The sequence below is a fragment of the Planococcus massiliensis genome (assembly GCF_000821325.1).
GTDB classification, from domain to species: Bacteria; Bacillota; Bacilli; order Bacillales_A; family Planococcaceae; genus Planococcus; species Planococcus ruber.
In genome coordinates this window covers 3,249,020-3,274,501 of sequence record NZ_CCXS01000001.1, presented here as the reverse complement: position 1 = coordinate 3,274,501, position 25,482 = coordinate 3,249,020, and the positions used below count along the sequence as shown (strand labels likewise).

At 47.4% G+C, this 25,482-nt stretch carries 33 protein-coding genes; 29 read left to right on the top strand and 4 right to left on the bottom strand.

Going from position 1 to position 25,482, the window contains the following annotated elements:
• Positions 1-24 precede the first annotated feature (24 nt).
• From BN1080_RS17295 to BN1080_RS16360, 10 genes are all read left to right on the top strand, one after another.
• Positions 25-183 carry a hypothetical protein gene (locus BN1080_RS17295; protein ID WP_199876637.1) on the top strand — a complete coding sequence of 53 codons (159 nt, stop codon included), beginning with the start codon at positions 25-27 and terminating at the stop codon, positions 181-183.
• 193 nt (positions 184-376) lie between these two features.
• Positions 377-1,531: a GAF and HD-GYP domain-containing protein gene (locus BN1080_RS16400; protein WP_052654001.1), complete on the top strand. Its 1,155-nt coding sequence runs from the start codon at positions 377-379 to the stop codon at positions 1,529-1,531.
• Positions 1,528-1,872: a DUF3307 domain-containing protein gene (locus BN1080_RS16395; protein ID WP_052653998.1), complete on the top strand. Its 345-nt coding sequence runs from the start codon at positions 1,528-1,530 to the stop codon at positions 1,870-1,872. Before BN1080_RS16400 ends, BN1080_RS16395 begins: the two co-directional genes overlap by 4 nt.
• Before the next feature lie 11 nt (positions 1,873-1,883).
• Complete coding sequence (locus BN1080_RS16390; protein WP_052653995.1) at positions 1,884-3,725, top strand: adenylate/guanylate cyclase domain-containing protein; 1,842 nt, start codon at positions 1,884-1,886, stop codon at positions 3,723-3,725.
• A gap of 163 nt (positions 3,726-3,888) precedes the next feature.
• The gene (locus BN1080_RS16385) at positions 3,889-4,944 is read left to right on the top strand and encodes an LLM class flavin-dependent oxidoreductase (RefSeq protein WP_052653992.1); all 1,056 of its coding nucleotides are present in this window, start codon (positions 3,889-3,891) and stop codon (positions 4,942-4,944) included.
• A gap of 12 nt (positions 4,945-4,956) precedes the next feature.
• A complete protein-coding gene (locus BN1080_RS16380) occupies positions 4,957-5,523 on the top strand; it encodes an NADPH-dependent FMN reductase (RefSeq protein WP_052653989.1) in 567 nt (188 codons plus the stop codon).
• A gap of 106 nt (positions 5,524-5,629) precedes the next feature.
• A complete protein-coding gene (locus BN1080_RS16375) occupies positions 5,630-6,115 on the top strand; it encodes a hypothetical protein (RefSeq protein ID WP_052653986.1) in 486 nt (161 codons plus the stop codon).
• 128 nt (positions 6,116-6,243) lie between these two features.
• A complete protein-coding gene (locus BN1080_RS16370; RefSeq protein ID WP_052653982.1) occupies positions 6,244-6,699 on the top strand; it encodes a GNAT family N-acetyltransferase in 456 nt (151 codons plus the stop codon).
• 11 nt (positions 6,700-6,710) lie between these two features.
• A complete protein-coding gene (locus tag BN1080_RS16365) occupies positions 6,711-7,508 on the top strand; it encodes a DUF2785 domain-containing protein (RefSeq protein ID WP_052653979.1) in 798 nt (265 codons plus the stop codon).
• 18 nt (positions 7,509-7,526) lie between these two features.
• Positions 7,527-8,054, top strand: a complete 528-nt coding sequence (locus tag BN1080_RS16360; protein WP_052653976.1) for an SF0329 family protein — start codon at positions 7,527-7,529, stop codon at positions 8,052-8,054.
• Between the two features lie 48 nt (positions 8,055-8,102).
• On the opposite strand, the gene BN1080_RS16355 is transcribed toward BN1080_RS16360, so the two are convergent.
• Positions 8,103-10,526, bottom strand: a complete 2,424-nt coding sequence (locus tag BN1080_RS16355) for a bifunctional diguanylate cyclase/phosphodiesterase (protein WP_052653973.1) — start codon at positions 10,524-10,526, stop codon at positions 8,103-8,105.
• A 308-nt stretch (positions 10,527-10,834) separates the two neighbouring features.
• Here BN1080_RS16355 and fliW point away from each other — a divergent pair, with 308 nt between their 5' ends.
• The 6 genes from fliW to BN1080_RS16325 all read left to right on the top strand — a co-directional run bounded on the left by fliW (position 10,835) and on the right by BN1080_RS16325 (position 14,175).
• Positions 10,835-11,281: a flagellar assembly protein FliW gene (fliW, locus tag BN1080_RS16350; RefSeq protein ID WP_052653970.1), complete on the top strand. Its 447-nt coding sequence runs from the start codon at positions 10,835-10,837 to the stop codon at positions 11,279-11,281.
• 3 nt (positions 11,282-11,284) lie between these two features.
• On the top strand, positions 11,285-11,506 hold the full coding sequence (csrA, locus tag BN1080_RS16345) for a carbon storage regulator CsrA (RefSeq protein ID WP_052653967.1): 222 nt from the start codon (positions 11,285-11,287) through the stop codon (positions 11,504-11,506).
• A 184-nt stretch (positions 11,507-11,690) separates the two neighbouring features.
• Positions 11,691-12,809 carry a flagellin N-terminal helical domain-containing protein gene (locus BN1080_RS16335; protein WP_110925678.1) on the top strand — a complete coding sequence of 373 codons (1,119 nt, stop codon included), beginning with the start codon at positions 11,691-11,693 and terminating at the stop codon, positions 12,807-12,809.
• 321 nt (positions 12,810-13,130) lie between these two features.
• Positions 13,131-13,265: a flagellin gene (locus BN1080_RS16330; RefSeq protein WP_052653961.1), complete on the top strand. Its 135-nt coding sequence runs from the start codon at positions 13,131-13,133 to the stop codon at positions 13,263-13,265.
• 431 nt (positions 13,266-13,696) lie between these two features.
• A complete protein-coding gene (locus BN1080_RS17085) occupies positions 13,697-13,873 on the top strand; it encodes a YjfB family protein (protein WP_110925677.1) in 177 nt (58 codons plus the stop codon).
• Positions 13,874-13,947: 74 nt separating this feature from the next.
• Entirely contained in the window at positions 13,948-14,175 is a 228-nt protein-coding gene (locus BN1080_RS16325) for a DUF5320 domain-containing protein (RefSeq protein ID WP_052653958.1), read from the top strand.
• Positions 14,176-14,199: 24 nt separating this feature from the next.
• Here the strand turns inward: BN1080_RS16325 and BN1080_RS16320 are convergent, their stop codons facing one another.
• Entirely contained in the window at positions 14,200-15,078 is an 879-nt protein-coding gene (locus BN1080_RS16320; RefSeq protein WP_052653955.1) for a hypothetical protein, read from the bottom strand.
• A 190-nt stretch (positions 15,079-15,268) separates the two neighbouring features.
• On the opposite strand from BN1080_RS16320, the gene BN1080_RS16315 reads away from it, so the two are divergent.
• From BN1080_RS16315 to flgL, 13 genes are all read left to right on the top strand, one after another.
• Positions 15,269-16,015: a glucosaminidase domain-containing protein gene (locus tag BN1080_RS16315; protein ID WP_052653952.1), complete on the top strand. Its 747-nt coding sequence runs from the start codon at positions 15,269-15,271 to the stop codon at positions 16,013-16,015.
• Between the two features lie 156 nt (positions 16,016-16,171).
• Positions 16,172-16,519, top strand: a complete 348-nt coding sequence (gene flaG / locus BN1080_RS16310) for a flagellar protein FlaG (RefSeq protein ID WP_052653948.1) — start codon at positions 16,172-16,174, stop codon at positions 16,517-16,519.
• Between the two features lie 12 nt (positions 16,520-16,531).
• On the top strand, positions 16,532-18,034 hold the full coding sequence (fliD, locus tag BN1080_RS16305) for a flagellar filament capping protein FliD (RefSeq protein WP_052653945.1): 1,503 nt from the start codon (positions 16,532-16,534) through the stop codon (positions 18,032-18,034).
• Entirely contained in the window at positions 18,035-18,424 is a 390-nt protein-coding gene (locus tag BN1080_RS16300) for a flagellar protein FliT (protein WP_052653942.1), read from the top strand.
• Between the two features lie 14 nt (positions 18,425-18,438).
• Positions 18,439-18,816 carry a flagellar export chaperone FliS gene (gene fliS / locus BN1080_RS16295; protein ID WP_052653939.1) on the top strand — a complete coding sequence of 126 codons (378 nt, stop codon included), beginning with the start codon at positions 18,439-18,441 and terminating at the stop codon, positions 18,814-18,816.
• A 175-nt stretch (positions 18,817-18,991) separates the two neighbouring features.
• A complete protein-coding gene (gene motA / locus BN1080_RS16290; RefSeq protein WP_052653936.1) occupies positions 18,992-19,789 on the top strand; it encodes a flagellar motor stator protein MotA in 798 nt (265 codons plus the stop codon).
• Positions 19,779-20,552 (top strand): flagellar motor protein MotB, encoded by a 774-nt coding sequence (gene motB / locus BN1080_RS16285; RefSeq protein WP_234398982.1) that lies wholly within the window; start codon positions 19,779-19,781, stop codon positions 20,550-20,552. Before motA ends, motB begins: the two co-directional genes overlap by 11 nt.
• 17 nt (positions 20,553-20,569) lie before the next feature.
• Entirely contained in the window at positions 20,570-20,995 is a 426-nt protein-coding gene (locus BN1080_RS16280) for a flagellar basal body-associated FliL family protein (protein ID WP_052653930.1), read from the top strand.
• 63 nt (positions 20,996-21,058) lie between these two features.
• Positions 21,059-21,493: a TIGR03826 family flagellar region protein gene (locus tag BN1080_RS16275; protein ID WP_052653927.1), complete on the top strand. Its 435-nt coding sequence runs from the start codon at positions 21,059-21,061 to the stop codon at positions 21,491-21,493.
• A 20-nt stretch (positions 21,494-21,513) separates the two neighbouring features.
• Positions 21,514-21,786 carry a flagellar biosynthesis anti-sigma factor FlgM gene (flgM, locus tag BN1080_RS16270; RefSeq protein WP_052653924.1) on the top strand — a complete coding sequence of 91 codons (273 nt, stop codon included), beginning with the start codon at positions 21,514-21,516 and terminating at the stop codon, positions 21,784-21,786.
• Positions 21,787-21,814: 28 nt separating this feature from the next.
• Positions 21,815-22,300, top strand: coding sequence for a flagellar protein FlgN (locus tag BN1080_RS16265; RefSeq protein ID WP_052653921.1), 486 nt, complete (start codon positions 21,815-21,817; stop codon positions 22,298-22,300).
• A gap of 24 nt (positions 22,301-22,324) precedes the next feature.
• On the top strand, positions 22,325-23,554 hold the full coding sequence (flgK, locus tag BN1080_RS16260; RefSeq protein ID WP_052653918.1) for a flagellar hook-associated protein FlgK: 1,230 nt from the start codon (positions 22,325-22,327) through the stop codon (positions 23,552-23,554).
• 27 nt (positions 23,555-23,581) lie between these two features.
• Complete coding sequence (flgL, locus tag BN1080_RS16255) at positions 23,582-24,400, top strand: flagellar hook-associated protein FlgL (protein WP_052653915.1); 819 nt, start codon at positions 23,582-23,584, stop codon at positions 24,398-24,400.
• Here flgL and BN1080_RS16250 read toward each other — a convergent pair.
• Both BN1080_RS16250 and BN1080_RS16245 read right to left on the bottom strand, forming a co-directional pair.
• The gene (locus tag BN1080_RS16250) at positions 24,370-24,624 is read right to left on the bottom strand and encodes a hypothetical protein (protein ID WP_052653912.1); all 255 of its coding nucleotides are present in this window, start codon (positions 24,622-24,624) and stop codon (positions 24,370-24,372) included. The two genes, flgL and BN1080_RS16250, sit on opposite strands and share 31 nt — an antisense overlap.
• A gap of 14 nt (positions 24,625-24,638) precedes the next feature.
• Positions 24,639-25,481: a flagellar hook-basal body protein gene (locus BN1080_RS16245; RefSeq protein WP_052653909.1), complete on the bottom strand. Its 843-nt coding sequence runs from the start codon at positions 25,479-25,481 to the stop codon at positions 24,639-24,641.
• Position 25,482: the final 1 nt, after the last annotated feature.

Here is a 25,482-nt window from a genome sequence, read left to right as displayed (position 1 = left end):
GATTCGATGAAAGGGGTGCGCTGGATGCTGAGCTTTATCGACGATTTGGCTGGAGCTATTTATGATGTGATGAAAATGCTGCTGAAAGGCTTAGGCTATATTTTTGCCGGGATGCTGATTGTGGGAGTACCGCTTTATCTCTTGGCCATGATTTTTGAGTGGATTGGAAATATGATTGCATGATGAAACTTTTCAGCTGAGCTGGTGACAAAAGGTGCCGGCTTTTTTATTAAGAGCTTTTTTGAGGGAAACTCACCATCATTTGCGAGCAATTCATTCAGATAAGGAATTCATGGCAGAAAGTTCCCCGTTAAAAGAAAGGTGGAAATGGCCGATAGAGTAAATAAAGACGTTAATTGAAAAATGGGGGAATCATGTGGAGCGGATAGCGGAGTTAGAAGGGAAAGTGCAGGAGCTTTTAACCTTATTGGATGCATCGAAGCAATTGAATGCTAATTTGGCGATCGAAGAGGTGTTTCAGAACATTCTTTTGCAGATGGTGGAAGTAGTCGGCGCGGAAGCGGGGACGCTTTGGGTAACGGATGATGATGAGAAAGAAGAAATCAAGGCGGTGGCGGCTTTCGGCCCCTCGTCTTCAACCATTTTAAATATCAAATTGAAAAAAGATGAAGGCATTGTGGGAAAAGTCATTACGGAAGGCCAGGCACAGCTGATTGAAAACGCAGCGGCCGATCCGAACTGGACAAACCGGGTCGACCATTCAAGCGGCTTTGTAACGAAATCGATGATCACCGTACCGTTGATTGTAAAGGATACGGTACTTGGCGCCTTGCAATTGCTGAATAAAAAACACACCGCTTTCTTCACGGAACAAGACATGAGACTTGCCGAAGCGCTCGCGAACCAATCCGCACTTGCGCTGCAGAACAGCCAAATGTACGATGCCCTCTACAAAATGTTCGTCAGCATGATCAAAACGCTCGCAAAAGTGCTGGATGCACGGGATCCGTATACAGCGGGGCATTCGGAACGGGTAGCGAAATATTCCGTCTGGATCGGGGAACGCCTCGGCTTGGGATTGACGATGCGGGAAGAACTTTATAAAGCGGCGCTGCTCCACGACATCGGCAAAATCGGCATTACGGATGAAGTGCTCCGAAAGCCGGAGCGTTTGACGTTCGATGAATATGAATTGATCAAACAGCATACTGTCATCGGAGCGGACATCTTATCGAATATGGAACCGAAGTCTTCGATGGTCTATGCGATCGAGACGGCACGTTCGCATCATGAACGGTTGGACGGCTCCGGCTATCCGGATGCTTTAAAAGAAGGGGACATTCCGCTATTTGCAAGAATCGTCGGCGTAGCGGATACGTTCGATGCGATGACGACGACCCGTTCTTACAGCATTGGTTTGTCGTACCGGGAAAGTGCAGCGGAACTCCTGCGTTGCCGCGGCACGCTGTTCGATGCAGAAATTGTCGATGCGTTCATCAGCATCCTCGAAGAATGCAATTATGACTTTGATGACTGCGATATTGAACATGAAGATGAGTATAAACTATGAGCCAGTTTGATTGGGTGTTAATCGGGCATTTAATTGGTGATTTTCTATTGCAGACTTCCTGGATGGCGAAATACAAGGCGACGAAATGGCTGCCTTTATTGACCCATGTGTCGGTCTATACAATCATAGTGGCGAGTGTCGGCTGGTTATCCGGCGGCTTGTCGCTATGGGGAATCGCTCTCATCTTCATCGGCCACATCATTTTAGACCGCAAAACTTTTGTCGCTTTCTGGGTACGCCGTGTCCAAACAGCTAAAGGGCCTGAAAAGGTCTGGCTGTCCATCATGGCTGACCAGATCTTCCATGTGATTTTATTAGCTGTAGCGATTGCGATATCTTAGGAGCGAAGCAGATGAATTATGCAGTAAAGAATTATACGATGGAGCGGGAATTTCCGCTTCGTAAAGAAACGATCTGGAAATTGCTGAGCGACAACAATCGCTTGAATTTATACATCGGCCTTTTTCCGGTCGCCTTCAGTGAAGCGAAAAAAGAAGGCAACGGTGTTTTTTTCCGAGAAGGCCGGGCGAAAATTGCCAACACGGTTCCGCTGCACTGGCGGGAATATCCGTTCCAGTGGGAAGAGAACCGCGCGTATTCCGTGGAGCGTCGCTATATCGGCGGCCCGCTTCACTATTACCTGTGGGGTGTTGAACTATTCGAAGCAAAAGACGGTTCGCCGAATAAAACCGGCGTGCGCATCAAGGCTTCGTTCAAAGCGCGCAACGCTTTAGGTGCTGCCGCGATTCCGCTCATCGGTTTGCAGTCGATGAAAAACAGCATGAAGTACCTGGAAGAATATTTGGCATCGGGAGCGGACGATCCGTTCAATGCTCCGCAGAAATCACCCAACCATAAAGTGCAGCTCGATGAACTCGAGCGGCTGGAAGCGGCATTGCGGAAGCGGCCGGTGAAAGAGGAGTATGTGGCACTGCTTCATGATTATTTGATCGAAAAAAGCAGCCAAGATGTCGCCCATATCGAACCCGCGCTGCTTGCGAATTTATGGCATGCGGACTTGGACGAAGTGCTCCGGCTGTTATTGTATGCAACGAAAGAAGGCATGCTGAACTTGAGCTGGAATCTGATCTGCCCGAATTGCCGCATATCGAAGTCGGAACAGAATTCGTTGTCGGACATCACCGAACAATTCCACTGCGACTTGTGCGGCATCAATTACGACGCGAATTTCGACCAATACGTTGAATTGCAGTTTTCGGTGCATCCGGCTGTACGAAAAGCGTATGCGGAAGTGTATTGCGTCGGCGGGCCGATGATTACGCCGCACGTAAAGATGCAGAAAATCGTTGGGATAGGGGAAACCGTTTTACTCAACATTCCCGAAAGCTTGGAATCGTTGCGGGTACGGGTAGTCCAGGCGAATGATCAAGTGCGGTTTGAGACAGGCGAGATGCAAAAAGGGCGCGATTCCTTGGTTTATTCCGATGGAGGGTGGTCGTTTGCATCGATTGGAAATCCGTCAGAAGTCGAAATCACGAATTCCAGTTCGAACGATATCGTCATCGTGCTGGAGCAGGATTCATGGAATGCCGAAAAAGTCACGGCGGCGAAAGTCACGGCGATGCAAGAATTCCATGATCTGTTTTCGTCGGAAGTGCTGTCGCCCGGCAAGAAAATCGGCATCGACCGGGTGACGATCCTGTTCACGGATTTGAAAGGCTCGACGTCGTTATACGAATCGGTCGGTGATGCCGCAGCTTACGGCCAGGTGCGCCGGCATTTTGAATTTTTGACGCAGCACATCGCGAAAAACTCCGGCAGCGTCGTGAAAACCATCGGCGATGCCGTAATGGCGGTGTTCCATTTGCCGGAAGACGGCTTGAAAGCGGCACTTGAAATCCAACAGAATCTGGCTGGGTTCAATGACGGTGCGAATGAAGACATCGTTTTGAAAATCGGTTTATACAGCGGACCGGCAATTGCCGTGAATTCAAATGACCGGCTCGATTATTTCGGCCGCACCGTCAATATCGCAGCGCGCATTGAAGGGCAAGCGGAAGGCGGCGACATCGTCTTTAGCAGCGATTATATGGAACAGGCGAATTTGCGGAAACTATTGGATGCAAACGGCATGCAGCTTGAAGCCTTCACGGCGAACTTGAAAGGCATCGAAGGCCGTGTGGAATTGATGCGCTTGACAACGGCTGCGCCGGCCATCAAAACAGTCGGATAAAAAATGGAGACAGTCCAGGGAGAGCCATCGTGCTTCTTTCCGGACTGTTTTATTTTTTCCTTCAGACCTTTGGCTGAAATGCATTGAATTCGAGACATTCTTCTAGATAGTTGCGGGAAAGACTGTTTATACTAGTACCATAGATGGAAAGGCGGAGGAATAGATGGAGAAGTATCGCATTGACGAAAGCAAAGGGATGGAATTTGGAATTTACACATTGGGGGACCATTTGCCGAATCCACTGACAGGCGAACGGATTTCTGCAAAAGAACGGGTCCATGAAATTATTGAATACGCGAAACTTGCGGAACAGGCTGGCGTGGATTTCTTTAGCGTCGGCGAAAGCCACCAGGACTATTTCGCGACGCAAGCGCATACGGTCGTGCTGTCGGCAATTGCACAAGCAACAGAAAAGATTAAAATCGCAAGTTCGTCGACGATCATCAGCACGTCCGATCCGGTGCGGGTCTATGAAGACTTTTCGACGATCGATTTGATTTCAGGCGGACGCGCAGAAATCGTTGCCGGGCGTGCGTCCCGTGTGGGCTTGTTCGACTTGCTGGGCTACGATGTCCGGAACTACGAGGAATTATTCGAAGAGAAATTCGAATTGCTGCTGAAGTTGAACGAAGAAGAAGTGGTCAATTGGAATGGCGAGTTCCGTGCGCCACTAAGAGACGCACGCGTGCTGCCGCGCCCTGTGACTGGTTCGATGCCAATTTGGCGCGCAGTCGGCGGGACGCCAGCAAGTGCAATGAAAGCGGGATACGCCGGCGTGCCGATGTTTATGGCGCATCTTGGCGGCTCCACAGCTGTTTTCAAACACACGATTGATGCTTACCGGCAAGCGGCAAGAGCAGGCGGACACGACCCGGCACAGCTGCCAGTTGCTACAGCAGGCTTTTTCTACGCAGCGGATTCGGTGCAGCAAGCATTGAAAGACCTGTACCCGCATATCAACGAAGGCATGAAGCTGACAAACGGACAAGGCTTTCCGAAACAGCTATTCGCACAAGGAGCCGATCCGCAAAACATCATGAACGTCGGCAGCCCGCAGCAAATCATCGAAAAGATCCTGCACCAGCACGAAGTGTTCGGCCACCAGCGCTATATCGCACAAATCGATTTCGGCGGCATGCCGTTTGACAACATCCGCAAAAACCTGGAATTGATTGGCACGGAAATCCTGCCGGCCATCAAAAAATACACGGCGAAATAGGAGGCGATGAAAATGAAAATTGTAGGATTATCCGGTTCAAGAGTCGGATCCAAAACCCGGACCGCAATGGATTACACGCTCGGCATTCTCGCCGCAAAATATCCGGAAGCAGAAACTGTCTTGCTCGACCTTGCGGATTACGACGTCCAATTCAGCGACGGCCGCAATTACCTGGAATACGAAGGCGACACAGGCTATGTCACGCGCACCCTTATGGAAGCAGACGCCATCATCATCGGCACACCGATTTTCCAGGCGTCGATTCCGGCGACGTTGAAGAATATTTTTGATTTGCTTCCGGTGAATGCGTTCCGTGACAAAGTCGTCAGCCTGTTTGTCACCGCGGGATCGGCGAAGCATTATCTGATTCCGGAACTGCAGCTGAAGCCGATTCTCGCTTATATGAAAGCGCAGCTCGTGCAGACCTTTGTGTTTATTGAAGAACAGGACTTTTACCGGAAAGAAATCGTCAATGACGATGTCCGTCTTCGCCTCGAGCGGCTGGTGGAAGACACCGTAATTTTGACGGAGACGTTTACACAGATCCGGGAAGCGAAAGAAGCGGAGTATGATTTTTGAGTAGCGATGAAATTTCAGAATAGATTGCCAATAAATGCCTTTTGAGATATGTTTATCTTAGAAGGTGTTTTTTGTGTGGAAATGAGTTTCCTAAGGAGAGGTCGATATGCTGCAAACACCGTTCGGCATCGTCATCGTGGAAGTGGAACCGAAAGATTTGATGGAAGTAAATTTTCATGTTGTGGAGCTTAAAACAAAGGGACGCTATTTGATTGAAGCTGAAGTCAGAACGGAATACGTGCAGGAGATCCGTTTTATTTGCAGATTTACTCCAATAATCGCCATTGCCGATACAGATATTGAAACTGGCGAATGGCTGGAGCTGAAAAGCTGGATGAGCGGGGAGTTGAAGATGTGCATCGGAACGGTCGACGACAGTTGGCTGCAGCAAAGCCGAAACGTGAAGCTGTCAGCGATGGAGTATTTGGGAAATGGACTATCAGTGACCATTAAGGGAATTCGGCCAAGTGAGCCGTTCACTTTGCCTTTCGGAGTAGCTTGGAAGCAGATTGTCGATGTGGAAAAGGACAATTTTGAAGTATGGGTGGAAGCCCAGCCGGTATCGATTTATGAGGATTTAAAGAATACATAAGAAAAATCATTAAAGGAGGCGATCATTATGTCAAATAATTACATGCACATTCATACGATCAACAAGAGGATTGCGAAGGACTAACGAACAGATCTACGTTTTCCCCGCAAATTGGAAGGGGAACCTAGATGAACGCAACAAATGTCACGATTACAGAAATAAACGAAGAAAATTGGTATGCCTGCTGCGGGCTTGAAGTAGCTGAGCAGCAAGCAGCCCATATCGAACCGAATGCGGTATCGATTGCGCAACTGCATTTTGAGCCGACCTTAAAAGCGTATGCGATCTACGCAGATGACACGCTTGCCGGCTTCCTGATGTTCAACACGGTGCCGGAAGAACTGGGCGGCCATTGGATTTACCGCATTATGATTGATAAGAAGTTTCAAGGCTCAGGAATCGGCAAAGCGGCAACACAGCTCATGATGAACGAAATGAAAACAAAATGGAACGCCGAGAAAATCGTTGTCGGCTACCATCCCGAAAATACGGAAGCCTATCAGCTGTATAAAAGCTTAGGGTTTATTGATGAAGGCAATTGGTTCGACAAGGAAATGGCAGTTATCCATTATTTGAACAAGTGAGGAAATTAACTATGACAGAGGAAGAGTTAAAGCAAGAACTGCAAGGGGAACACGCGATAGACGATTCGCTGATCCAATCGATGGCCGACCATATCGGTTCTGTGGACAGTGAACTCCGGGACGGACTGATTTATGGCACCTTTTCGACGTGGATCATGGAAGACCGGCTGACGGGCGATCAATTGGCTGAGCTGCTCGACATCTCTTTGGAGCTGCTGTTTAAAGGCATTGGCGAGAAAGGAACAGATACAGTATTCACCCGTTCTTTCGCATCGCTTTGGATTGCGGCAATTCTTTACAGCGACAACAAGCATGATTTTCTGCCGGAAGCGGCGATTGAAAAAACTCATGAAGCCCTTCTCGCCTATATGCCGGCAGAGCAGGATGTCCGCGGCTACGTACCGGTAAAAGGCTGGGCGCATAGCGTCGCCCATGCGGCGGATGCGTTTGATGAACTCGTGAAAAACCCGAAACTGGATGCAGCGGCTTACCCGGAATTCGCAAAAGCGCTATGGAATAAAATCTTTATCTCCGAAAGCGTGTATGTCCATGCGGAAGAGGAGCGGCTATTGGTGCCCCTTCTGGAAATGATGGAACGCGGAATGGACCTGAAGCTTATAGAAGATTTATTAACGGAAATGCCGGAGAAAGTGCTGCTTCAAAAACAGCAGCTGCCTGAAGAGAACTATTGGTTTTTGGTGGCGAACTGCAAAGGGTTATTGAAGAGTTTCTACATGAAGCTGGCACCCTATTCTTCCTACCACCGGCTTCAAGAAGCGATTGGAAAAAGTTTAAGTCAGGTCTATTAAGAGGGGATAAGGAGAGAAATGTACAGCCCAAAATGGAGCAAAGCGAAAAAGAATTTGAAGAGCCTGACCTGTGAATCGCTCGCTGGCCGAGTGGATTACCAAGTCATCAACTACCGGAAAGCGCATGACGGGCTTGGGCGCGCCGTTATCACGGTGGACGGAAAAGAATTGCTCAGCATGTGCACCATCACGGCGGAGCGGGAAGAGTACGAAAAGGAATGGACGCTGCGGCACTCGCAGGAATTCTACGAATTTGATGATGTCGATGAGAATATCTGGATTCAGGACATCGCCCATCATTTGCTCAAACAAGAAGGAATCTACGGACAATACGACTTTTTCGAGGCGCTCGAATCTTATTTCAACGCACCGATTTCCGAATCGCTGGCGTCGAAAAATCACATTATCCGAATCCTTATCTTAGTGGACCGGCGCGTGGGCAAGCGGACGCTTTTGAAGATGGAAAAGAGAATTGTTCACGAACATGAATGGATTCGGAACGTTTACAAGCTCCGATGCGAAGCGGAAGGAATTTTGACAGTATAAAACAAAAAAGGCTCTCGAGACATTCCATCTCAAGAGCCTTTTCCCATGTTACACCCCAGCAGGCGCCGGGTCTCCGTACAATCTTAATATATCTTCTGCAGGCAGCGGACGGTTGAAGTAATAGCCCTGTGCCTGGTCGCATTGGCGTTCTTTCAGGAAATCCAATTGTTCGTTCGTTTCCACGCCTTCTGCAATCACGTTCAACTCGAGGTTATGCGCCATGCGGATAATCGTATCGACAAGCGCCGCGTCTTTTACATCGACATGGATGTTGCGCGTGAAATACTGGTCGATCTTCAAAGTATTGATCGGGAACAGCTTCAAATAGCTGAGGGAGGAATAGCCGGTTCCGAAATCATCGATCGACAAATGGATGCCCATCGCTTTCAGTTCCATCATCGTCGCAACCGCACTCGTGGATCCTTGGATGATGCTTTCGGTCAGCTCCAGCTCCAAATACTTCGGCTCAAGGCCGGAGTCGGTAAGGGCACTGTGGACCAAGTCGCTAAGATTCGTCTGCGAGAACTGGCGCGACGAAATATTAATGGCCACCCGGAATTTTGGCAATCCTGCATCTTGCCAGGCTTTATTCTGCAGGCAGGCATTTCGCATAACAAATTCGCCGAGCTGGATGATCGTGCCGGTTTCTTCTGCAATCGGGATGAACTCACCCGGGGAAATCGGCCCCATATGCGGGTGGACCCAGCGGACGAGCGCTTCGACGCCGATGATTTCACCGGATTTGATGTCGATCTGCGGCTGGTAATGAATGGTGAACTCGCCGCGGTCCAAGCCTTTCCGGAGGCCGATGGCGATTTTCGAACGGCGCGAAACTTCTTCGTTCATATCTTTTGTGAAGAACTGGTAGTTGTTTTTGCCTTCTTCCTTCACACGGTACAAGGCAAGATCGGCATTCTTAATCAAGGTTTCAGCGTCTTCCCCGTCCGTCGGGTAAAGGCTGATGCCAATTGATGGCGTGATGAAAACTTCCTCGCCGTTAAACTGGAACGGCTCGTTAAAGCAATCGAGGACTTGTTGGGCAAATTCCGCCGCTTTGCTGGAATCGGTCTGCGGCAATAAAAGAATGAATTCGTCGCCGCCGAGGCGGGAAATGGTATCCCGTTCCGCAGCATGCTTTTGCAGACGCTCTGTCACTTCGATCAATAACTTGTCTCCAGTTGCGTGTCCGAATGTATCGTTGACCAATTTAAAATGGTCGATATCCAAATACAGCAAGGAGAACCGCTGCTGGTTTTCCGCAGCGCGCGACAAAGTGGAGGCGAGCCGGTCGTTGAACAGGCGGCGGTTCGGCAAGCCTGTCAACGGGTCCAAGTAGACGAGGCTGCTGATTTTCTCATCGGCCAGTTTGCGTTCCGTGATGTCACGGATGATGCTGCTGAAAAACACGCCGTCTTCCGTTTCCCACGTGCCAAGCGAAATCTCGATCGGGAACACGCTGCCGTCTTTTCGCAAGCCTTCAAGCTCCAGCGTTTTGCCGATGACGTGCGGCGTCCGGGACTGGTAGAAGCGGTCCATGCCGACTTGATGCTTTTTGCGGTAATGCGGCGGGATGATCAGATCCAGCTTTTTGCCGATCACGTCTTTCGCCGAATGGCCGAAAATGCGCTCAGCGCCTTTATTCCATTGGCTGATACTGCCGGTATGGTCGGCGACGATGATCGCATCATTGGCCGATTCGATGACCGACTGGAATTTCAGCTCCGATTCATCCGACTGTGCAGCGATGCGCCGGTCCATGCGGACGCTGTTATAAGCAAGGCTCAAAATCAGCATCGCGCCAAAGCCGACCGCGTAGCCGAGCAGCGTACCGTTCATCGAAGAAGCGCCGCCGTGCACATGGCCTTCTGTCGGTGTAAACGTCGCTGCAGCCATCCCGGTGTAATGCATGCCCGCTACCGCAAAGCCCATCAAAATCGCACTGCCGAATTTGCCCCAGTGGAAATTGGACAACCCGCGCAAACGGAATAACAGATGGAGCGCCGCAAGGGAAGTAGCAAAGGCAATCAAGGCAGACAAAGCGAAAAGAAACGGATCATACTGGATATCCGCGCCCATCTGCATCGCTTCCATGCCGATATAATGCATTGAAATGATGCCAAGTCCGATAAAGAACGCTCCGACAAGCAGCCGTTTCCATGAATTCGCCGGCCGGCTGATGATGCGGAACGCAACCCAGCACGAAACAAGCGCCGGAAGAATCGATAAAATAACGATCGGCACGCTGTACGTTACTTCCATCGACATATGGAATGCGAGCATCGCGATAAAATGCATCGCCCAAATGCCGAGCCCCATGACGATGGCACCGGATAAGATCCATCGCCGCTTCAAGCCTTGCTTTGAAATCGCGAGGCGGCTGCTGATGTCGAGGGCGACGAATGCCGCGAACATCGCGACCACGATGGAAAGAATGACAAGCGGCCAATTATACGTGAATGAAATAGGGTCCATTAGTAAACAACTCTTTCTAGATGTAGGATAGAAAATGTAAAATAAAGGATTCATGTTACAATTGAGAGAATAAACAGGCGATTCTTTGGTTGGGTAAAGCGAATTTCCTATCGCTCTAGTAGATAGCTCTATTAAGATAGCACATGACTAGTCTTTTTTCACTAGTTTAGAGCAGAAAATTGTAAAGATTTTATAAATGTTTAAACATTTAGGGCATAAGATATGTCTTGAAGCTTCAAAAATATCGGTTAAGCTAATAAGAGAACCTACTCATTTTATGTAGTGGAACAGACAGAAAGGGGCCCATCATGAAAATCCAGACAAGCCAATTCGGCGAAATTGAACTTACGGACGACCGCGTCCTGACATTTACAAAAGGAATTCCAGGCTTTGAAGAAATGAAGAAGTATGTTTTGCTGCCTGCAGATGAAAGCAGCGACTCGCCATTCTTTTTCCTGCAGTCGATCGAATCAGCAGAACTCAGCTTTTTCCTCGTCGATCCGTTTTCATTTTTCCCGGAATACGACATCAAACTCGCGGAGCAATTGGTGGAGCGGCTGGAACTCGAAGAACCGGCAGACGCCATCGTCCTCTCGACCGTTTCCGTTACCGGCGACATGAAAGACGCGACGACCAACTTGAAAGCGCCGCTCGTCATTAACAATAGGAAGAAACTCGGCATGCAAATTGTCCTGGACAACAAAACCTACCAGATTAAACAGCGTTTATTCCAGACTGAACAAGGGCAGGTGTAAGCGATGCTCGTACTTGGCAGAAAAAAAGGCGAAACGATTGTCGTCGACGACAATATCGAAATCACGGTGACGGCTATTGAAGGGGACATGGTCCGCCTCGGCATCAACGCACCGAAGCACATCACCATCCACCGGAAAGAAGTGTATTTGGAGATTCAGGAAGAAAATAAGCAGGCGACGTCGAATGTGATTAACATCAGTGATTTCTTGAAGATGAAGAAATGAGGGAGGGCCTGCAGAGATGCGGGCTTTTTCTAATGGAAGAAAAGGAAATGGAAAAACTTTATAAAAAACTTTTAAAAAACGCTAAACATTTCGAAACACCCTCCGATATAAATACTGTAAGGCAGTCCAAACGGATTTGGGCGCTTATAAAAAAACAAAAAACATTACACGGAGGTAATACAAAATGATTATCAATCACAACATCACAGCTTTGAACACGCACCGTCAATTGGGTGCTGCAAACAATGCTCAAACTAGCAGCATGGAGAAACTTTCTTCGGGTCTTCGCATCAACAGCGCAAAAGATGATGCAGCAGGTCTTTCAATTTCTGAAAAAATGCGCGGACAGATTCGTGGATTAGAACAGGCTTCAGCAAACGCTCAAGACGGTATCTCTTTAATGCAAACTGCAGAGGGTGCATTGAACGAAACTCATGACATTCTTCAACGTATGCGCGAATTAGCTGTACAATCTGCCAACGATACAAACACAGAGACAGATCGTAAAGAACTACAAAAAGAAGTAACTGCTCTTGCTTCAGAAATTACAAGAATTGGCAACGATACTGAATTCAACACTAAGCCATTATTAGACGGCGAATTTAAAGCTACTTTCCAAATTGGTGCTAATAAAGACCAAAATCTTTCATTGAAAGTTAACGATATGCGTTCTGATGCTTTAAAAGTTGGTACTGAGTATACTGCGAGTGCTAATGGAGATACTATCACTTTTAAAGATGCTAATGGAGCTGAAGCTACAGCAACATGGCAAGCAGCAAAAGAAGCGACAGAAGCTATTGCTTACACAGCGGTAGGTACTACTGGTAATGAAGTAATAAACGATGCAGAAGGGAATTTGTTAGGTACATGGCAAGACGCTGATGCAGATCCTGATGCAGATCCTGATACTGACGATGCAACAGTAGCTGGTTATTATAATGCTGGGAAATTGGTATTAGAAAGTGCTGCACTTGCTGAAGATGCTACTGGAGAAATTGCAGCAGTACCGGCATCAGCAGCAGGCTATTACGACGCTAACGATAAGCTAATCGTAGCAGCAGAAGCAAAATTTGATGCTAATGCAAAAGGCGTAGCAGGTATTGACGTTTCTACTCAAGAAAAAGCTAATGAAGCAATTACAGTAATCAATACTGCTATTGAGACAGTTTCTTCTGAGCGTTCTATGCTTGGTGCAAACCAAAACCGTTTAGAACACACAATCAATAACCTTGGAAGCACTGCTGAAAACTTAACTTCTGCGGAATCACGTATCCGCGACGTTGATTATGCCGAAGCCGCGTAAGCGAGCAGAGGTACAGTCGTCCTGGCCGGTAACAGCCAGAGATTACGATCGGGTGAATTGCTGGAAACCCCTTATAGCTTTTATTGCCACAACGCAGTTGGAAACGACAAACGTGACGGTTCGAAAAAATAAAAGATTGGGCAATCAGCAGCCAAGCTCCTGTCTCGAAAGAGTGGAGAAGGTTCAACGACTAGGATAGACCATCTAAGGCGAGAGCTATGGTGATGAAATCCGTAGGTGACACAGTGTCCATCAGCACTGGTCGATCCGAAGTGCCCGGCCCCTACTAATTTAGAGGGTGAAGATATAGTCTAGTCATTTATGAAAGTAAATGTTCGCACGATGGCGAAAGAAATGATGAACCAAACGAAAAACTCAATTCTCGCACAAGCAGCACAAGCAATGTTGGCTCAATCCAATCAACTTCCTCAAGCAGTTTTGCAACTGTTGAGATAATTGATTCTAGGGCGTCTAACCGGGTAACGGGTTAGAGGATAACTGGGTGAATTGCTGGAACTTCCTAAAGCTTCATCAACCACAGCGTAACTGGAAACGGTCGGCGTCACGGTTTGAAAATGATGAGGATGGACCAATGGATAATCAGCAGCCAAGCTCCTGTGAGGAAACTCTGGAGAAGGTTCAACGACTAGGATAGACCGTCTAAGGCAGAAGCTATGACGATGAAATCCGTAGGGTGGCAAGCGCCATTCGAAGTGCCCAGCCCCTTAAAAGTTTAAGGGTGAAGATATAGTCTATTCTATGATCGAAAGACATAGCGGCAAAGCAAGCCAACCAACAGCCACAAGCTGTTCTTCAATTGTTACGTTAATCTTAATGAAAACTGGGAGCCTAGAAATAGGCTCCTTTTTCTATAAGGAGGATTTCAAATGGATATCGCAGCTTTATCAATGGCGTTGAGCCAGATGAATGTACGGCAAGAAGCAAGTATTTCGGTTATGAAGAAATCGATGGATCAAGCCGAAGTGAATGGAGAAAGTGTTGTAAAGATGCTGGAGCAATCTGTTCAGCCGCATCTTGGCGGGTCGGTGGATTTGAAAGGGTAAGTTTTTAATGAAATGAGCAGCCACAAAATATCTGTGACTGCTCATTTTAATTTTGTGAAAAGGAGAATGGGATAATGAAAGAACAAAAAGAAATTCTGGAGCGGCAACTTCAATGGACAAAAAAGCAAATCGAAGTTTTAGATGATATGGATGAAAAATTACAAGCTATGAAAAAGATAGCCGAGTATGTTGCAGAAAATGATCTTTCAAAAGAAGAAGTAGAAAAGTTGAACAGTCAACTGAAAGAATTACAAACGGAATACAGCTTTCTTGAAGCTCAGCGAAAAACTGATTTTCATTAGAAGAGAGTATAATGTCATTTGAATTTATAAGCGGAAGCAATGTACGGTTATTTGGCTAATAGTTAATCCGGTTTTACACTTTAATTTTACTAGAATATCTTTATAATTTTCTTTGATTTTTATCTGATAGGGCTTAGTAATAACTGTTTCATTTTGGACCGAAATATTCTCTTTGAAAAATTCGGTATGATTTTCAGTAAGAGCCATTAATGTGGGCAATTTTTTATACTGATGGTTTATTTCAACAGTAGGATTTTTAACAATAAATTCGTTAGGCAAGTAAATGGTTGAGCGTTCTGCAATTACTTTAGATCCATTTAAACTTTGCCTTTTTCTGTTCATAGATTCGTGTATATAAGGACCGACTAACTTTAAGAAATAGAGGATTTGAAATTGGTCATACAAGATAAGCCGGTTTTGAGCATCGATTGAGAAGCTAAGATGATATTTCTTTTGAAGAAAGTCAATGAGGAATTGATTCTCTAAAGGTGTGAAGCTATCAGTTGAAAAGATAACTTTTTTCACAATGCCATTCTCTTGTTTTAAATGGCCGTCATCTTGATACCACCAAGCAAATGTTTTTTCATTGAAATACTCCTTGATATAAGAGAAAGGTAATTCTTTTTTTCTTTGAGGGTACCAAATTTCGTATAGCTTACTAAATTCATCTGAAGTACGAGATTGAACAATATAACTTTCTGTGAATCCTGCCGCCATTCTTGTATCTACAATTTTTCTGTATTTAGGAGAATTTAATGGAAGGGAGTCTGAAAGCTGTTCATAGCAATATTCACTCCAGCCTTTATCATTTTTACAATGAGTAAACTGGAATCTTGGTTTTCTTGTTCCTTGTTTAATAAGGCAACCGTCACCTAGTAACTTTCCGCAAAGTAAATCGTGCATTTCCGCCGCCTCCTAAAAAACTCCGTTTTTTCAAGTATAAGAGGTTATCTTTCACTAAGTAAAATCTAGACAAGTTTAATTTCTCCTGACAATTTTTTATTATTGCCACAATTATCCTATTCTTTTTTCCTCCATTATCCTATACAATAAACCTGCATTCATTTAAGCAAAAAAGGTGGGAACCCTCGAAATGACTGGTCCAGTTTCTTCAAATTGGTTTTATTACATGACAATGGCTTCTATGGCGCAAGCGGCGCCTTCGATAAATCAAAAAAATACAACTTCACCGCTCGGCGGCATGTCGAACGATAATTCGCTGTTCATGATGATTTTGAATGCAGCGATGCAGAATATGCAGGCGGGTTCGATGGAACAGACGATGCAAATGCCGACTCAATTATTGCCGCAAACAAATGGTTCGTTCACGCCGATCCAAGTGACGATCAAACCACTCGAGACAGAAACCGCTCCGGCTTCACAAGCAATCGACACAAGAGCCGTCCCAACAAGTCCGCAGGATACGAGCGACTTCGGCTTCAAGCCAGTGCAGTTCATCAAGCTCGAGAATACGCTTGGCGGAAAGCTCAGCGGCGCGGCGAATCATTTCATCAATGCCGGGAAAAAATACGACATCAATCCGAATCTTCTTTCAGCCATCGCAATTCATGAGACCGGCAACGGCTCATCAAACGCCGTCAACCAGAAGAACAATGTTGCCGGCATGATGGGCAAGAACGGCCTTCGCAGCTACGACTCGATCGAAGACAGCATCTTCGACATGGCACGCAACTTGCGAAAGAATTATTTGAATCAAGGAAAAGACACCATCGCAGCCATTGGCGCGAAATACGCTCCAGTCGGTGCAGCGAACGATCCGACTGGACTCAACAACCACTGGACACAAGGCGTCAGCAAGCAATTCAATAACTTAGCATGAGATAAGGCCGGTTCCTCCGTGAATCGGTTTTATTTTTTTGCAGAAATCCGTTAAAAAATGATTTCGTTTGCCGATAACTACTATAGATAGGTGACGGTTTGAGTGTTCTTCCTGACTCAGCCGACCCGCTAATTGAACGGCAAGGGAGAGTTATCGATGGAAGTGAAGCAACCGCCTGTAGTTTATATTCCTGTAAAGACGCCTGAAGCAGCAATTGTCCCTGCTGTTCAGCCGAAAGAAAAAACAATAGAACTTGAAGCCGAAAAAACGGCGAAAGTGACAAAAGAAAAGCTTATCGAAAAAGTGGAAGGCATGAACGACTTCCTGGAGCCGATTAACACATCGGTCAAATTCCAATTCCATGACGAACTTGGCGAGTATTACGTCCAAGTCATCGATACGATCACCGACGAAGTGATTAAAGAAATCCCGAACAAGAAATTCCTCGACATGTACGCCTCAATGGCTGAATTCGCAGGATTGCTGGTAGATGAAAAACTGTAAGGAGTGAGCTTTATGCGTATTGGTGGATTAGCATCCGGAATCGACACAGATTCCTTAGTAAAAGAAATGATGGCGGCGCAAAAATTGCCGCAAGATAAATTAACGCAGCAAAAAACGTTTACGGAATGGCAGAAAGATGCTTACCGCGACGTGAACTTATCGCTATCGAATTTGCGGACGCTCGCAAGCGATATGCGTCTTCAAAGTTCGTTCAATTCATACAGCTCAACGGCTACGGGCAGCAGTGTAACGCCAGAGACAACTGCGCTGTCGGTCAGCGGTTCTTATAAGGTAGAAGTAATCAGCTTAGCAGCGGGTGCGAAGATCAACTCGGCGGCACCGATTAAAAGTTTTACTAATCCAACTGTTGCGGCAAAATCTACAGATGCAATTGGTACGGCTGGAAGCATTACGATTAAAGGGTCAGGAGCAACGGCCGATATCGTCGTTCCGATCTTGGCTACTGAAACATACGAACAAGTAGCAAAAAAAGTCCAAGAGGCCACTGCTCTAACTGAGCCTAAATTGCGGATGAGTTTTGATAACACAACTTCCAGTTTCTTCATCTCTACAAAAGATATGGGAGCGAATCAGAATTTCACGATGGATTTTAGTACACCTGAACTGGCGGGCCAAGTGATTAATAGCGGTGCCAGCAGCTTTGATACAGCTAGTACAACTCCTGGTTCATTCATAAAAGCAGCAACAAATGGTTCTGTAACTTTCGACGGCATCACAGTTGATAACCTGACGTCCAATAAAACAACGATTAATGGGTTGACTTTGAATCTTGTAGAGAAGGGTATCTCGACAATCACAGTACAAGCAGATCCAACAAAAACCTTCGACAAAATCAAAGGCTTTATTGATAAATACAATGAAACGATCAAAGAAATCGAAAAGCAGCTAGTCGAAAAACGCTATCCGGATTTCCAGCCGCTTTCTGCGGAACAAAAGAAAGAGATGACAGACAACGAAATCGAATTATGGGAAGAAAAGGCGCGCAGCGGCTTGCTTCGGAATGATCCGATTTTAAGAAGTGCCATTCAGGAATTGCGCCAGTCGTTTACTAGTCCAGTCGCGGGTATGCCTGCAGGCAGCATCAACATGCTGTCGCAAATCGGCATCAATACCGGAACTTGGTCGGAAGGCGGCAAGCTTTTCATTGACGAAGACAAACTGAAAAAAGCGCTGACGGACAAGCCGGATCAAGTGATGGCACTTTTCACAAACCGAGTAAATGACAAAAACGTCGGTGTCGGTGGACGCGTTTACGAAAGTTTGAACAATGTCGTGAAAAAACTGAGCGAAAAAGCGGGGAGCCCGATAAGCTTAGTGGACAATAGCCAAATCACGAAATACATCAAGCAAATGGACGAGGAAATCAGCCGCTGGCAGACACGTCTCGAAAAAATTGAAGACCGCTACTGGAAGCAGTTCACGGCGATGGAAAAAGCCATCAGCCAGATGAACTCACAGAGCACGTGGATTTCACAAAGTTTAGGAATGATGTAAATGGACAATCAGCATGAGAATTTGCAGGAGCTTCTGGAATTGACGGAAGCCATCCTCGCAAAAGCAAAAACGATCGGTTCCAAAATGGACGATAATCAGACGGAAGACTTGGTGGAAGTCCAGATTTTATTCGATAGGCGGCAAGAAGTGATTGACCGCATGGAAGCTTCGAAAAACGGAGCGGAGTTCAACTGGTCCGCAGAAGGCAAGGAAATGGTGAAGAGCTTACAAACAGCGGAGCTCGAGTTGAATCCGCTCATGAACAGTCTGCACCAAGCATTCACGAACCAGATGAACCGCATCAACCAGACGAAACAGATGTCCAAGAAATACCGCGGCGCTTACCAAAGCACACCAGCGGACGGGACGTTTTTAGATATACGGAAGTAAGAGGGGGAACTACGATGGCAACGATTAATCCTTATCAGGCGTATCAGCAAAACTCGGTGATGACGGCATCTCCGCAGGAATTGACCCTGATGCTTTACAACGGCAGTTTGAAATTCATGAAACTCGCAAAAAAGGCGATGGCGGAGAACAATTTCCAGGAAAAAAACACGAACATCATCAAAGCGCAGAACATCACGCAGGAACTTCGCGTGACCTTGGATCCGGACGCTGAGATTTCGAAGAATATGGAACAACTATACGAATACATGTACACGCGCCTAATTGAAGCGAATACGAAAAACGATGTGGCAATTTTAGAAGAAGTCGAAGGCTTGATGGTCGAGCTTCGCGATACATGGAAACAGGTTATGGGAATGGTGAAGAACGGCTAAAGTTCATATAGAAATAGAAAAAATAGAACAGCTCAAAAAGCGACGGCGCGTCCACGGGGTAGCCGAAGCAATAAGACGGGTAAGCGAAGCCGCCTGGCTTATTGCGGGAGGCATCCCCAAAGCGCCGGAGCGAGTTAGAAAACAGATCCTGAAAGAGTGAAATGAGGTTTTTGGTGTGGATAAGACATCATGGATAGGCGTAATACTTGGGTTGGTCGTATTGGTCGGCGGGATGATCCTCAAAGGATCAGACCCGGTCGCTTTATATAATCCGGCAGCGCTGGTCATCATCTTCGGCGGAACGATTGCCGCGGTGATGGTCGCGTTCCCGATGGAAGAATTGAAAAACGTGCCAGGACTGTTCAAAGTACTGTTTGGCGGCCCGAAAATTATTCCGATCAAGGAAATGATTCCGACATTCACGGAATGGGCATTATTGGCGCGAAAAGAAGGCTTGCTCGCTTTGGAAGAGCGCGCAGAAGAAGTGGAAGATCCGTTTTTGCAGCGCGGCTTGAAAATGGTCGTTGACGGCCAGCCGCAGGAATACATCCGCAGCCTGATGGAAGAGGAAATTGCGGCAATGGAAGAACGCCATGAAGTGGGCGCGAAGATTTTTTCGCAAGCGGGAACTTATGCACCGACGCTTGGAGTGTTGGGAGCGGTTATCGGACTGGTTTCAGCGCTAGGCCACTTGGATGATATCGCCCTTCTTGGGAAATCGATTTCAGCGGCATTTATTGCGACGCTGTTCGGGATTTTTACGGGCTACGTCCTATGGCATCCATTTGCGAATAAGCTGAAACGCAAATCCGAACAGGAAGCGAAGATGAAAATGATCATGCTGGAAGGCTTGCTTGCCGTACAGGAAGGCTTGCCGGTCCGCACCGTAGAAGAGAAATTATTGACGTACTTGCCGGCGAAAGACCGCGTGTTGAAAGAGCCGGAAAAAGTGGGTGGCCAGGTTGAAGCGTAAGAAAAAGCATGAAGATCATGTCGATGAGTCGTGGTTGATCCCTTACGCCGATATTTTGACGCTGCTGCTTGCGCTATTCATCGTGCTGTTCGCTGCAAGTGAAGTGAATTCGCAGAAATTCCAGGAAATCTCACAGTCGTTCAATAAAGAATTGCAAGGCGGCACGGGCATCCTGGAAAACCAGGCGCCGGTGGAAACGCCGGATGCAACATCGAAACTGGCAGATCTCGGGGAAGATGAACCGGGAGACGACGAATCGCCGAAAACGGCAGAAGAAATTTCGTTGGAACAGGACTTCAAAGAACTCGGAGAAGTGCGTGAAAAGATTGAAGCGTATATCAAAGAAAAAGGGCTGTCGAACCGGTTAGAAACAGAATTGACCGGGAAAGGCCTGCTTTTGACGATCAAAGAAGGCGTCTTGTATCCTTCCGGAAGCGCTGAAATTACCGAAACCGCTGAGAAAATGGCGGCTGAAATCGCCGAACTTCTCATCACCGATTTGCCGCGGAATATCTATATTGAAGGCCATACCGACAATGTGCCGGTCCAGACCGATGATTATCCGTCCAACTGGGAACTCAGTTCGGAACGCGCCATCAATTTCATGAAGATCCTTCTTGAAAACGACAAGCTCGATCCGCGTACGTTCAGTGCGACCGGCTACGGTGAGTACCGTCCGATCACATCAAACGATACAGCGGAAGGCCGTGCAGAAAACCGCCGCGTGGAAGTGTTGATTTCCCCGTATGGCGAAGAAATTTAACGAGATAGAGGTGCACCATGGGGAAAATGAAAGTGTTGGTTATTTTATTGATCGCGGTCGTGGTCCTTGGCGGAGGTGCGATGTATTATTTGAAGAGCCCGGCTGCTGAAGCGGAGAGCGAGAAAAAGCTATCGGCTGAAGAACTGGCGGAAATGAGCATCGACACGGACATCATCACGACGAATCTTGCAACTGGCGAGAACTATGCGGTAGTCCAGTTCAATATCCAGCTGAACAGCAAGAAAGTGAAAGAAGCGACGGAAAAGCGCACCGCTGAAGTGCGGGCCGCGATCATTTCAACTGTAGCCGGATTCACGAAAGAAGAATTGGTCGGCAAAGAAGGCATCGCGATGCTGGAAGAGCAATTGAAAACGAAGTTGAGCGAAACCATCACCGAAGGCAAAGTGGAGCGCGTGCTTGTGACTGAATTTAAATTGCAATAAAATTAAATTTGGACTAAACATTTTGGCAGTGATGCCGATATAAATAATAGAAAGCACCAGGTGATGGATGTGCACTCAAACCAATTGGAAAATTGTGTACTATGCGGCCGGCTTTATTTGAAATCCTACACCGATTTTTGCTTGGATTGCTACAAGGAAATCGAGGCGGATTTCAAGAAAGTCGATGCCTTCATAAAAGACGAAGCGAACCGCGAGGCGACACTTGAAGAGCTCAGCGAAGCAACGGATGTCTCTGAAAAGCGCATTGCCGATTTTATTCGCGACGGGCGCATTTACGGGGAGGATTTCCCGAACTTGGGTTACCCGTGTGCGCATTGTGGTACAGTGATTAAAAGGCAAGTGCTGTGCAACTCCTGTTACGAGCAGTTTTCGTCGGAAATCAGCCGGACGCTGAAGCGGGATAAACTCGCAGACGAGATCGGCAGACAGCCGCAGCAGCGGGCAGGGAAGTACTGGCAGGTCAAGCAGGACAAATAAACGAACAGGGCGGTGAAGGAATGAATATTGATAAAACAAATGGTTCTTCCTTTATTCAATCTTATCAAAAACAGATGCAGGTCTCGCCGGTGGAACGGTCAAAGCCGATCCAGAAGGAAGACGAAGTGCAGATCTCAAACCGGGCGAAAGAAATGTTTGAGAAGAATGCAGGAGTAGACATGGACAGACAAGAAAAAATCAATGCGTTGAAACTCCAGATCCAATCAGGCGAATACGAGGTCAATAGTTCAAAAGTGGCCGAAAGCGTCTTTGATTTCTGGTATGACAAATAGAACGCTGCTTTAAAGAGGAGGGTGTCGAATGCTTACCACATTATCCGCGACGCTGGAAGAATTGATCGGCATCCAGAAGCAGCTCCTGGACTTTGCGGAACAGAAACGGGTTGTTTTGATCGAGCGCAAAGTCGATGAGCTGAATGGATTGGTAAAAGAGGAAGCGAAGCTCGTGAAACAGCTGAACCAGGCGGAAAACGAGCGCGAACAGCTGGCGGCAGATTTGCGGAAGGAACATCCGGACCTGACGTTCAGTGAGTTCGTGGCACAGCTTCCCGACGAAATCATGAAAAAGAGATTGCAGACGCAGATCAGCACGTTGCAGGAGTTGCTGATTGAACTGCAAGCGAAGAATAAAATCAACGAACGGTTATTGATTGATTCGATGAGCTTTGTGCAGCACATGATCGATCAAGTCACGAAAACAAAACAGCAAAACTTCAACTACCAATCGCCAATGGGCCAACCAACATCACAAACCGGCAACCGCGGCTTTTTTGATACAAAAGCGTAAACGTGCCAGAAAGCAGGGAATTACATGGTTTCAACATTTCATGGACTAGAGCTAGGGAAGCGCGGCTTAAATGTCGCCCAAACGAATATCACCACAACGGGCCACAATATCGCCAACGCCAACACAGAAGGCTATTCACGCCAAAAAGTGAACTCCAGCTCGACGCCGTCATTGGATATCTGGACAAATGGCCAAACCAGCCAGCTTGGAACCGGTGCTCAAGTTGACTCGATCATCCGTGTAAGAGACCGCTTTCTGGATGCGCAGCACCGCGACCAATCGTCGACACTCGGCGAATGGAAAGTACGGCAGGAAACGCTTGGCCGCCTGGAAGTGGCGATCAACGAACCGAGTACGACCGGCTTGAACGCCGCGATGGATGAGTTGAATGCCGCTTGGCAGAATGTACAGAACAACCCGAGCGACGCATCGGCTCAAGCCGTCTTGAAAGAACGTGGGGAAGCGTTTGTCGAAACGGCGCAGGCGATGAATAAATCGATGGGGAACATTACGGCGGATCTTGAATCCCAGCAAACTGCGGCGCTAGAAGAAGCGGGCAGCTTGATGAAGCAGATTGGCGAATTGAACGACAGCATCAAAAAGAATGGCAGCTTGTCGAATGACTTGCAGGACAAGCGGGATTTCTTGATCGGCAAGCTTTCGGAGATTGTGCCGGTGACGGTGAAGGATCTGAAAGACGGGACCGCGGAAGTTGAGCTTCCAAAAGATATTTTCCAAGTAGATGCAGAAACGGGAGCATTAACAATCTTAAAAGATGAAGTCACTGATAAAGAGCTAAAAGTTCCTGGCGGCAAATTGGCAGGGATTCAGAAATCACTGGAGACGGTGAAAGAATACCAGACAGATCTGAATAGCACCGTGAAGAAATTTGCAGAAGGCAATGGGGATTTATTTGCATCCTCTGCAGCCGCTGATTTTATTTCCGGACTTGCGTTGAATAAGAATGCAGATTTGTCCATTGCCCCAACAGCTAATTTGGGAGAAGCTCAAAAAGATTTCCGTGCCCTCGTCAGCAAGCTCGGCGCACAAAGCCAGACGGCGATGAATACGGTCGCGAACCACGAGTCGGCATTACTCGCAACCGACAACCGCCGACAATCGATCGTTGGCGTTTCCATCGACGAGGAAATGGCGAACTTGATCATGTTCCAGCACGCATACAGTGCAGCTGCCCGCTTTATCACAACGACGGATGAAATGCTCGACACCATCATTAACCGCATGGCGAATTAACGTTTTAAGCAACGGAGGTAGATTGTGATGAGAGTCACGCAACAAATGCTGCATCAAAATTCGGTCCGCAACATGAACCAGAATTTGAGCCGCTTCGAAAAAACCAATAGCCAAGTGGCATCCGGCAAAATGCTTGAGCGTCCATCGGACAATCCGAATGGCGTCAGCCAGGCAATGAGCCTGAAAAGCTCGCTTGCGGCAAACGGCCAATATGAAAAAAATATAAATGAAACCAACTTGTGGCTGGATGAAACCGACCAAACGATCGGCAAAATGACCGACGTGATGCAGCGTGTGCGGGAGCTTGCCGTCAATGGCAACAACGGCACATTGGCACCGGAAGACCGGGCCACGATTGCGGCGGAAATCAAAGAGCTGGCGAACCAGCTTGAAGAGTTCTCCAAAGCGAAAGTGAACGGCCAGGATTTATTCGCGGCAGTTGCAGATGGGGAGAAAGAATTCACCATCAGCAACGGCATCACGATCAAAGGCAGTGTGTCAAAAGAAGCGCTGTTCGGTCCTGGTGATCAGCTGATCCAATCGGTGAAGGATTGGGCAGACAGCATCAGCAACGGCCAAGAAGTAAAGCTGGATGAGTTCGATGCAGGGTTCAATCAATTATTGAGCGTCCAATCCGAAATCGGCGCGCGCGCAAACCGAGTGGAAGCATTTGAAAATCGCATGCTCGACAACAACTTGCAGCTTCAGAAAATGCTCTCGAGCATCGAAGACGTCGATTACGCAGAAGCGATGATCCGCTTGAAGAGCGAGGAAAGCGTCTACCAGGCAAGCCTTGCCTCTTCCGCTAAAATCATTCAGCCGACATTGATGGATTTCTTGAGATAATATAAGTAAAGCTGGATCCCGTTCTGGGATCCAGTTTTTTTGTTTTGTAATTTTTTCGTTAAGTTTTTTATTGCATTCAGAGTTGGGTTTTCAGCGAAATCACCTGTTGGTGCTCCGAAATCACCCTTGGCCGACCTGAAATCACCCCAATCCCGTTCGAAATCACCCCAAACACCAATGAAATCACCCAGACCTCCAATAAAAAAAGAAGCAGCTGCTTTCACAGTTGCTTCAAAATTTATCCCCGAATCGTATTCACAAGCCCCATCATGTCATCGGCAAACGAAATCGCTTTGCCTTGCGACTGGATCAAACGCTGTGTGGCAATCAATTCGGTCATTTCTTCCGTCAAATCAACGTTCGACGTTTCAAGCGAGCCTTGGTTGATGCGGAAGTTTTTATTGTTCTGTTGGCGAAGGTCAACAATTTGCAACGTGCCATTCGCTAGCTGCTCAGCTTCTGTGCCTGGCAGCTGGTAGCGGTTGCCGCCGGCTTTTTCGAGCAGATTCGGGCGGTTGATGTCCGCGATGCTCAATTGGATTTGGGTCGGCTGCTTGCCGGCGTCTTTATACGTCACTTGCAACGTGCCGTTTTGATCCGCTTTGATCGATGCAAAATCGTTATCGAAGGAGATCGGGTTGTTGTTGCTGTCGAGTACGGCGTCGCCGTTTGACGTCACCAGGTTCACTTGGTTGGAGTTCAACACTGGCTGAACTTGGAAAGAGCCGTCTTTCGTGTAGAACGTTTTGCCTTCAGAAGCCACTCGGAAAAAGGCGGAATCGCCTTGGATGCTGAAATCGAGCGGACGGTCCGTTTGCTGGATCGACCCTTGTTCATTGCGCAGGCTCGTTTGCGTCACCCGGACGCCAGAGCCAACCCGCAAGCCGTTCGGCGTTACCCGGCCGATTTCATTGTCAGCGCCTGCTTGCCGATTAATCGACTGGACAAGCGTATCCGAGAAATTCGCTTCTTGGCGTTTGTAGCCGTTCGTGTTGACGTTGGAAATATTATTCGCGATCACGTCGACTTTTTTCTGAAGTTCGCGCATGGAAGTAGCAGCGGAATTCATTTGAATGTTCATC